We start from the raw sequence: 8742 nt of genomic DNA on the forward strand, positions 1-8742 counted from the left end.
CGCGTGATCGAAGGTGTCAAATTCACCGACGGTGTCGCCTTGGCTGACGCCGATGAAAGCCGCGCCGCCTGATCAAGCCGCGTCACCCAAATTGAGCCATAGCTCTCCGATGCTCGAGTGGCGGCGGAGCCGATTGTAGAAGATGGCGATGCACTCGAACAGCGCGGCCTTCGCCTTCTGGCGCGTCCGGAACCTGGTGCGGCGGACCAGCTCGTTCTTCAGCGAGCCGAAGAAGCTCTCCATTGGGGCATTATCACAGGCAATCTCACTTCCGGCTCATTGAGGCTTCGGCCTTCCAGGCATCGAGAAGACGCCCGAATGTCCCGGCCAGAACACCATCGCTATCGGAATGACAGATGAGGCCCGGGCCGGGCGGCGGTTCCGTAGCGCGTTCACCGCGAGGCTGCTCCTAAGCCGGTCAGATATCGACCGGCCGACGATCGCCAAGGTGGCCATGTCCTTGACCGCCGCCAAGTAGAGCCAGCTCTCGACCGTGGGGCACCTAGCTGATGTCAGTCTGCCAGATCCGGTCGGGATCCATGGCCTTGAAATTCCTCCGCAGAATTGTGTCCGGGAAAAGGGGGACTGCGGTCGCCAGCTGATTGATCCAACAGCGCCGTTCATCTCTGCTTACTAACTGCGTCGATTTTGCGCGGTTCCTTTTGAATGTTGAATGGTAGAAGCAGGGAGTTGGTGCGGTTGCAATATGCGAGCCAGCGAGCAATATCGCCGTGACTAGTTCTCTGCGTTTGAAAGCTAGGTGATGTTAGAGCCTCTCCCCCGTGACCTTATCTGGTCTTTTCTTGGCTTTTCAGCGTTTGGCAGCGCTAAAAAGCGAGGCAAGCTCGTCAAGGCGTCACACCCCAAATGTGGGGTTTTCCGTATCTTACCGAAAGTGTCCTGCAAATGAACAGTACCTTCCAGCATTTTCTTTATGCTGATGAGAACCCGGATGTGGCGGAACATTTTGGTCGGGATAACCCAGACAATCTCCGTGCTCACTTCGAGCGGCATGGAAGAAGCGAGATGCGGGGCATGCAGTTCAGCGACTTCATGCGCCTTGAGGCGGTCATGCTGTCAGATCAGGGCGACATATACCTCGCTGGCTGGGCTGATCGACGTGTGATTGATAGCTTTCGAGTGTCAGTCGACATTGGGTATATGCGGCATGAACTTGAGCCCGATTTCCACTGGTATCATCGGCCAGATGTGGCGCAAGTAATTGGGGATACTGAATGCCCTTCGGGTTTTATTTGCGTTGCGAAAACGGAAAGTGTTGTCCCTCACTCCAAGCTTAGAGTGTATGTGGGGGGCTACCTAGTGTATCAAGAAAACTCCTTGCGCATGAAGTCGGCAAGCAGATTTTTGAACGAAGCTCTTGGCGCTTGTGCTGTTTTGGCGGATCGGCCGATCGGCTCCACGCTACCTCAAGCGCAGGGCCTGTATCCGGCCTTCGAGAGAGTTTGGCGCCGTGTTCTGGATAAAATGACATTCCTGAATGCGTTCGAGCATCAGAAAATGCCAAAGGTAAAGCAGAGCATTATTATCACGATTTACCGTCGAGCAGATATGCTTCTGATTCAACTTTCCGCACTTGCAAAGGAACTGGTCGATACAAATACTGAAGTCATTGTCATCGGCAACGATCTTCAAGGGGCTGATCAACTCATAGAGGAATTGGCTGCTTTTTGTCAGATCCATCCAATTGACTTGTCGGTTTGGATCTGTTCGGGAAATTCTGGATTCTCCGCAGGGAACAACTTTGGTGCGTCAAAGGCTAAAGGCGACGTTCTAATTTTTATGAATCCCGATATTTTCCCTCACGAGGATGATGACGGATCAACCGCAAAGAATTTCTTCGAGAAAGATCCCGGTGACGCCCTTCATGGTGCACTCCTTTATTACGGAGACGGTTTGCTTATGCATTCTGGAATGTACACCACATCTGATGTGGTAATTGATGCGGCGTCGGGGTTTCGACAAGAGGTTCTGAGAGTGGAGCATTTCGGAAAAGGTCTTAGTCATCACATAAATGATCTGGACACTTCTGCTGTTCTTGAAGCTGTGCATGGCCGAAAAATCCTTGTTTCAGCAGCGTTGTGGAAAATTCGAAAGTCTGTGTTTGAAAAGGTTGGCGGCCTTCCCGAGGATTATATATTCGCGTATTATGAAGATGCCGACTTTTGCCTTCAACTGTTGAGTCTAGGGCATGAGATAGTGCTCGATAGCACGTCGCGCTGGCTTCACATGGAGGGTGTTGGAAAGGAAATGCCACCCGCCGTACGAACTTTCATGTGGCTTAATCGTGCACACTATACCCAACGGTTTTGCGATAACGAGCTTGTTGTCGATGCAGAAACTGATCTGACTCTGATCTGATATGGCCTCTAACATGAAGTACCTGACCGTTGCACTTTACCACCCGCGTGTTTTGCGTGGTGGAGCGCAGTATGTTGCTAAGGATCTACATGATGCCGCGTCGAAGACGCTTGGTGTCGATGCCATCATGCTTGCTTGCATCGATGGAAATATGTTCCCGAAGTATGGAAAAGTTGGCGCCTCGATCACCAGCTTGCCGGATAGTCCGAAAGAATTCATCATGGCCGGGCAGAGGTTTCAGGACTTCTACCACGTGGTTTATGATAAACGGCGCAATAAGGCGCTCACAAGGTTTCTTTTGGATCAGAAACCTGATGTTATTCATTTTCATCATTCTCTTTGGGTCGGACTTGAATTTATCGAGCTAGCTCGGAAAGTTCTTCCAAATGTCAAGATTATCTATACGCTGCATGAGTACATGGCTATCTGCCATTCGCGAGGTCAACTTTTTCGGTACAATGAAAGCAGCATTTGTATGGATAGCTCGCCAGATCAGTGCAATAAGTGCTTTCCTGAGATTTCGACTGATGATTTTTATCTCCGTCGCAGAACCTTCCAAAGAGCGTTCCGCTTTGTCGATCATTTCATTTCTCCGTCTGAGTACCTTAAGCAACGGTTTGTTGACTGGGGGATTGATGACGAAAAAATAACCGTTGTCCACAACGGACATCAGCCGAACCGACCTAAGGGCTGGCAGGCAACACATAGCAACAATCTCAATGTGTTTGGTTTCTTTGGCCAGTTTGTTGACGCCAAGGGGATCGACGTGCTTCTGAAGGCTGCTGTGCTCGCTTCGGAAGAAACTCCTGTGGAGATTAAAATCTTTGGAGGAAACAAGCAGTATGCAAGTCCAGAATATGTGAGTCGTATTGAAGACATCCTATCGGGAAATACAGAAAACCTTAAGATCACGGAAGTTGGGCCATATTCAAGGAACAATGTTTTTGATCTGATGTCCACAGTCGACTGGGTGGTCGTTCCATCTGTTTGGCCGGAGACTTTTGGGCTAGTGGTTTCCGAGGCCTGGGACGCTAAACGCCCTGTTATCGCCTCGCGGGCCGGAGGTCTTACCGAGCGGATCAAAGATGGCGTGAATGGATTCTCTTTCTTGCCTGGTTCCGATATTCAATTGGCAACGATTTTGAAAAACTGCATAGGAAACTTTGAACTTTGGCGGAGGCTCGTGGATAAGATGAAGGATGAAATTACACTAGAGGTGGCTTGGAAGCAGCACCTGCAAGTGGTGAATGCCATTCGGCAACCGTCTGAACAAACAGGGAAAGCCATCGAAAGCATCTAGACCCCATGATCGCGGGGTGAGCCGACTAGGTCGGCGGCCTCTCCCGCGGCATTCTCCTTCGAGGCTTGCGCAACATTTATAACCGCCCCTTGCGCAAAAGGGTTTTCGAAGTATTTTGGCGCGATGTCACTCTTATGGCAATTTTTTGTCGCGCAACTTTTGTATTTCTTCTTCCAGATTTATTACTTGCCTCTGGAGAGAGAAAATCATTGTCAGCATCATTTGGTCAATATCCCAACTTGAGATTGTTTTCCTTTTTACGCTTGGAGTGTCGAAATGCATCGGTGGCTGCCCGCAGTCCTCGAGCATCTTGTTGACCTCCCCAAGGTCATCTTTGAATAAACGTTGTACTTCGAAAATATCCTCTTCATTTGGTAGTAGTTGGTCGATTGAGGGTACTAATTGGTTATCTTTTTGTAAGATGCCAAGCCTCTTGGCTAATTTTTGGAAAACCGAAGGCATAACCTTTCCAGGGAAACTTGCATTATGCACCGCCCACGCGGCTAACAAGGCAAGGCCAGGTTTGTCATTGGCTCTGACTGTTTCAAGATCGGGACTTCCAATCCGAGATAGGAAATGTTCGGTAACGTTATCGATTGAATCGAAGTTGTATATTTCAAGATTTGGAAAGTTTTCAAGCCAAATCTTTAGGTTTTTGGTGTAGGAAATGTCTTGACCCTGCAGCCACTCTTTAAAATTTCGAATGTGTCCGTCATAACTTTTGTATTTTATTCCAAATTGTACATAACCACTTTGCGCCCAACTGTCATGGCGACGAACATAGACAATCGGGACGACTTGTACTCCGCTCTCCCTTACTTTTCGGAGGATAGGAATAATGTTTGATGGCCTAACAAAAAAAGCCTCATTACTCCAAATTGCTTGCCTGAAGCCTCTCGACCCTAGCCGCTCCAGCTCCTTTAAAAGAACTGCCTCAACTTCCTTATCTGTGGTGCTCCGATTGGACGCTTGTTCTAAGAAGAGAGCTTGCGGAATTTTTGGAACACACCAAGAGTATTCTGTTGCGCCTGGGGCGTGTTCAAGTGACAATCCAAGATACGCAAGTTTCGCGAGGCGAAGCTTATCGCGGGCCTTCTTCAGAGTAAATTGGATTGAAGTAGTACCCGTTTTACCCGCACCAATGTGCACTATTAGGGTAGGATATGAAGCCACGCGTGATTTTCCGTTTCTGAATGGACATAGTTGTGGCGATCGTCGTAGTTCTGATAAGGTTGCGCAACATTCTTTTCGGCGACTACTCGCCGCATGAGTGTCAATGGCCTTGACCTTGTCGCCGCATCCCGGACTGGTCCGATATTCACTATGCAGCCATTGCGGCGGCCATGTCGACCCTTGCCTGTATCGGCCGCGGATGCCGGAGCGGATGAGCGCGCGGGCAATGGCAGCTCGACGTGTCGTTCAGAGAGGACACGGCACGCAACCGCAAGGACAACGGCCCGACGACCATCGCCACCCTCCGCCGCCGGACGCTGGATGTCGTCTGGCGGGATACATCCAAGGGATCGCTGTCGATGAAGCTCCAGAGAGCGGGCCGGGACGAAGCCTTCCTGCGTGGCATTCTCACAGGGCTGCCAGCCGTTTGAGCCAAACGCGATTGCCCTGGCTTGCTCATGGCAAGCTCTTAACCCACCGGATTCACGCCGTGAATTCCGGAAGCCGCTGAGTTCTACAACAATGCCGTGCTGTTGCGAAAATCAGCTGATGACCACAGTTCCCCCTTCCCCGGACGCTGGTTCATGTCAAAGTGTCACCTTGTTGTCGGCAAGTCTCGCCACTTATCAATTTATATAGACGTCTTTTGGCGTATTTCTAAAAATCGAACAGGGCATCGGTATGGATGAAGTCGTGCTTCATATTGGAACTCACAAGACCGGAACGACATCGATTCAAAATGCGCTTTCAAAATACGACGATGGCGAAACCATTTATGCAGATTTAGGTCACCAAAACCATTCCATGGCTCTTTATACGGCTTTTTCTGAAAGTCCAGAAAGTTATCATGTTTGGCGGCGTCATGGTTTCGATGCAAACCATATTGAATCAATGAAATTGGAATTTTTGGGCCTTCTCAAGGAACAACTTTCTAAAACGAATCGTCGTAGATTTATTATATCTGGCGAGGACATAAGTGTGTTAACGGCCGTCGAGAAGGGCTATCTTGTAGACTTCTTTTCCTCAATGGCGAAGAAGATCACTGTTGTCTGCTACGTTCGTTCTCCCAGTGGTTTCGCTGCGTCAGCGTTCCAACAGAGAGTTAAAGGCGGGAAGACTAGCCTGCCTCGCCTGTGTTCCCCTCAGTACAAACTTCGTCTCGAGGCGTTTAGGGTGCACCCGAGGGTGCAAACATTAAAAGTTAAAGAATTTTCGAGAACTGCGCTCCCTGGAGGTGATGTTGTTCAGGACTTCATAAATGAATTCGGGCTAGAAGGATCACTCATAGAGAAAACCAGCTCAAATGAAAGCATGGGCGTTGATGCGGTGAAAGTTCTCCATAATTTCAATAGGTCTATGCCGTTGAGTTCTGGTGACTCGATTCTAGTTAGGGCTCGCAATGTGTTCAACAGAGACATCGCCAGTTCTTGTTCGTCAAAATCGATTGATAAAAGATGGGTACAATGTTTGGTTGATTTTTCCGAGCAGGACTATGTTCGTGACAACTTTGGGTTGGATTTTTCGGATTGCCCCTCAAGTTCCGGCGCTTCCAGAGGGGATCTTGAAAATTATATTAAAGACCTTTCTGACGTAGATCTCTCTGGCATTGATCGTCTTCTTCGCGAAATCGGGATTGCAGGCAACTTCCCAAATGCTACCGACAAAACAGTCCGTTTGTTCTTATGGCGAGTTTACGAGCAACAATTGCGAGAAAGTAGACGAGAGAAAATTGCCTAGCCTCCACGATCGCGGAGCATAGGGCCATCGCGTTTGGCTCAATTGGGCCATGATGATGGGTTGGGCAATCGCATTTGGAACTGACAGGTCATGCAGAAAGGAAAAAGCGCTCCTTCAACCTGATTTGCATGACGAGAGAGCGTGTTTCGTTCTGCATGTGTTGTCCGCCCGGTCTTCCTGAATTCCAAACGCGATAGCCCTGTCCTGACGGCAGTTGTGCGACGGTGATCCGGAAAGGATCAGGAGGTTTGGATGAAGAACGCGTATTGAGGCGGCAAAAGAACGATGCGGCTGATGCCGAGGCGATCTGCGAGGCTGCGCAGAGACCGACCATGCGCTTCGTCCCGGTGAAGAGCGAGGAAACGCAGGGGGCGGCCAGCGTCTTCCGAGTCCGGGAGCCGCTGATCCGGCAGCGCACCCAAACGATCAACGCGCTCCGCGGGCACCTTGGGGAATATGGCCGGGTCGTGCCGCCCGCAGGGCGCGACAAATGTCCGGCGCGGCTCAATATAATCTTGAGCCGTGGAGTTTGATGTGTGGCATTTTGCTCGAGGGTAGATCGTGAAGAGAAGTTGGTTGACGGATTTTTTGAGGGGCGATATTCATCAATCATCGTCTCCAATCAGAGAAGATGATAACAAAGGATCATGAACATGGCTGCAAGTGAAGATCGGAAAGAATTCCGCGAAATTAACACCCGTCTGCGGATTAAGATGGAAGATTTGGAGCGACTTAAGGAAGAAGTCAAAATCCTTAAAGAACAGCGCTCCGCTATGAAAGAGAAGATTGATGCTGCTGAGGCTGCGTCCTAAATATAGAGCAGGCGGAACTCTTTGAGCGCCGCTTGCATTTTCGTTTCTCTCCACCTTCTGTGGTTGGGAACATCACGTTTGGCGTTACGCTTCCGGTAACTGACTGGAAAGTGGGTAGCGATTTTTCCGGTCGCTCCCCCAAGGCTTGGAGCATCGCCCCGAGAGGCAGGGGAATCGCATTTGGCTCTGACGGCCTGAGCAGCGACTCTTGCGGCGGACGGCGGAATGGATTCTGGAGTGCGGATTCAATCCCCGGAGCCGCGCCGCCACCATGCAGATCTTCCTTTCCGCCTTCGATGACATCCCCGATCCGCGGGCTGACAACGCGCGCCATGACCTCGGCGAGTTGCTCGTCATCGCCTTCGTCGCGGTGCTGTGCGGAGCAACGACCTGCGCCGGAATGGCGACGTTCGGCCGGGAAAAGGAAAGCCTTTTCAGGGACTTCCTGAACCTGAAGCATGCGATCCCGTCGCATGACACCTTCTCGACGGTGTTCCGCATGCTCGACCCGAAGGCCCTCGACACGGCCTTCGGAAGGGTGCTGGCCGACGTGGCCGCACTGATGCGGGATGGGGACGTGATCGCCATCGACGGAAAGGCGTTGCGGGGCGCGCGGGGCAAGGCGGAAAGCGCGCGCACGCGGATGATGGTGTCGGCCTATGCCGCGCGGCTGCGCCTGACCCTGGCCAGCCGGGCGGCCGACAACGGCACGGAACTCGACGCCGCGCTCGAGGTCCTCGGGCTGGTCGCGCTGAAGGGCAAGGTCGTCACCGGCGATGCATTGCACTGCAACCGCCGCACGGTCGCGGCGATCAACGCGGGCGGCGGCGACTGGTGCCTGGCGCTGAAGGCGAACCAGGACTCGCTGCTGTCGGACGCCAGGGTGTGTCCGGACAAGGTCAGGGAGGGCCACCCCGTCGCGATCACCGAAGACAGCGGTCACGGCAGGAAGGAGACGCGGACGGCCATGGTCGTTCCGGCCAAGGGATTGGCAGAACACCATGAATTCTCGGGGCTCAAGGGCTTCGGCCAGATAGAGGCCACGCGCGAGACCGACGGCAGGACCAGTTCTGAGACCCGGATCTTCGCGCTGTCCTGGTTGCCCGCGCCCGAGGTCCTGCTGGCCACCGTGCGCGCCCACTGGGCGATCGAGAACGCGCTGCACTGGCAGCTCGACGTCTCGTTCAGGGAGGACGCGGCGCGCAACCGCAAGGACAACGGACCGGCGACAATTGCAGTCCTGCGCCGCGGTGGTTTTCAAGGTTGTTGTCACCGGTGTCTATTTTCAGGCTGCGCACTCTCCTGACGCGGCCATGGGACCGCCGCCGACTGCTTCCCTGG

The 8742-nt window shown here is 52.1% G+C and carries 8 protein-coding genes and 1 pseudogene; 7 read left to right on the plus strand and 2 right to left on the minus strand.

Annotation, left to right across the window (positions count from 1 at the left end; translation table 11 throughout):
• Positions 1-72 precede the first annotated feature (72 nt).
• Entirely contained in the window at positions 73-243 is a 171-nt protein-coding gene (locus tag HCC78_RS30620) for an IS3 family transposase (RefSeq protein WP_172332532.1), read from the minus strand.
• Positions 244-906: 663 nt separating this feature from the next.
• Between HCC78_RS30620 and HCC78_RS30625 the strand changes: the two genes are divergently transcribed.
• Entirely contained in the window at positions 907-2379 is a 1473-nt protein-coding gene (locus HCC78_RS30625) for a glycosyltransferase family 2 protein (RefSeq protein ID WP_172332533.1), read from the plus strand.
• 13 nt (positions 2380-2392) lie between these two features.
• Positions 2393-3679: a glycosyltransferase gene (locus tag HCC78_RS30630; RefSeq protein WP_172332534.1), complete on the plus strand. Its 1287-nt coding sequence runs from the start codon at positions 2393-2395 to the stop codon at positions 3677-3679.
• Between the two features lie 132 nt (positions 3680-3811).
• Here HCC78_RS30630 and HCC78_RS30635 read toward each other — a convergent pair whose 3' ends face one another.
• Positions 3812-4852 carry a hypothetical protein gene (locus HCC78_RS30635; RefSeq protein WP_172332535.1) on the minus strand — a complete coding sequence of 347 codons (1041 nt, stop codon included), beginning with the start codon at positions 4850-4852 and terminating at the stop codon, positions 3812-3814.
• Positions 4853-5091: 239 nt separating this feature from the next.
• Between HCC78_RS30635 and HCC78_RS30640 the strand changes: the two genes are divergently transcribed.
• The 5 genes and pseudogenes from HCC78_RS30640 to HCC78_RS30660 all read left to right on the plus strand — a co-directional run bounded on the left by HCC78_RS30640 (position 5092) and on the right by HCC78_RS30660 (position 8707).
• The gene (locus tag HCC78_RS30640) at positions 5092-5283 is read left to right on the plus strand and encodes a hypothetical protein (RefSeq protein WP_253949448.1); all 192 of its coding nucleotides are present in this window, start codon (positions 5092-5094) and stop codon (positions 5281-5283) included.
• 250 nt (positions 5284-5533) lie between these two features.
• Positions 5534-6589: a hypothetical protein gene (locus tag HCC78_RS30645; protein ID WP_172332536.1), complete on the plus strand. Its 1056-nt coding sequence runs from the start codon at positions 5534-5536 to the stop codon at positions 6587-6589.
• Positions 6590-6855: 266 nt separating this feature from the next.
• Positions 6856-7062: pseudogene (locus HCC78_RS30650) on the plus strand (transposase); the annotation flags it as partial.
• A 180-nt stretch (positions 7063-7242) separates the two neighbouring features.
• Positions 7243-7401, plus strand: coding sequence for a hypothetical protein (locus HCC78_RS30655; RefSeq protein WP_172332537.1), 159 nt, complete (start codon positions 7243-7245; stop codon positions 7399-7401).
• A 208-nt stretch (positions 7402-7609) separates the two neighbouring features.
• The gene (locus tag HCC78_RS30660; protein ID WP_253949449.1) at positions 7610-8707 is read left to right on the plus strand and encodes an ISAs1 family transposase; all 1098 of its coding nucleotides are present in this window, start codon (positions 7610-7612) and stop codon (positions 8705-8707) included.
• Positions 8708-8742 lie beyond the last annotated feature (35 nt).

The sequence above is a fragment of the Mangrovicoccus sp. HB161399 genome (assembly GCF_013184745.1).
Lineage (GTDB): Bacteria > Pseudomonadota > Alphaproteobacteria > Rhodobacterales > Rhodobacteraceae > Mangrovicoccus.

Excerpts from the sequence above, each read along its gene's own strand:
- HCC78_RS30620 (WP_172332532.1), bottom strand. The coding sequence starts at position 243 with ATGGAGAGCTTCTTCGGCTCGCTGAAGAACGAGCTGGTCCGCCGCACC.
- HCC78_RS30625 (WP_172332533.1), top strand. The coding sequence starts at position 907 with ATGAACAGTACCTTCCAGCATTTTCTTTATGCTGATGAGAACCCGGAT.
- HCC78_RS30630 (WP_172332534.1), top strand. The coding sequence starts at position 2,393 with ATGAAGTACCTGACCGTTGCACTTTACCACCCGCGTGTTTTGCGTGGT.
- HCC78_RS30645 (WP_172332536.1), top strand. The coding sequence starts at position 5,534 with ATGGATGAAGTCGTGCTTCATATTGGAACTCACAAGACCGGAACGACA.
- HCC78_RS30655 (WP_172332537.1), top strand. The coding sequence starts at position 7,243 with ATGGCTGCAAGTGAAGATCGGAAAGAATTCCGCGAAATTAACACCCGT.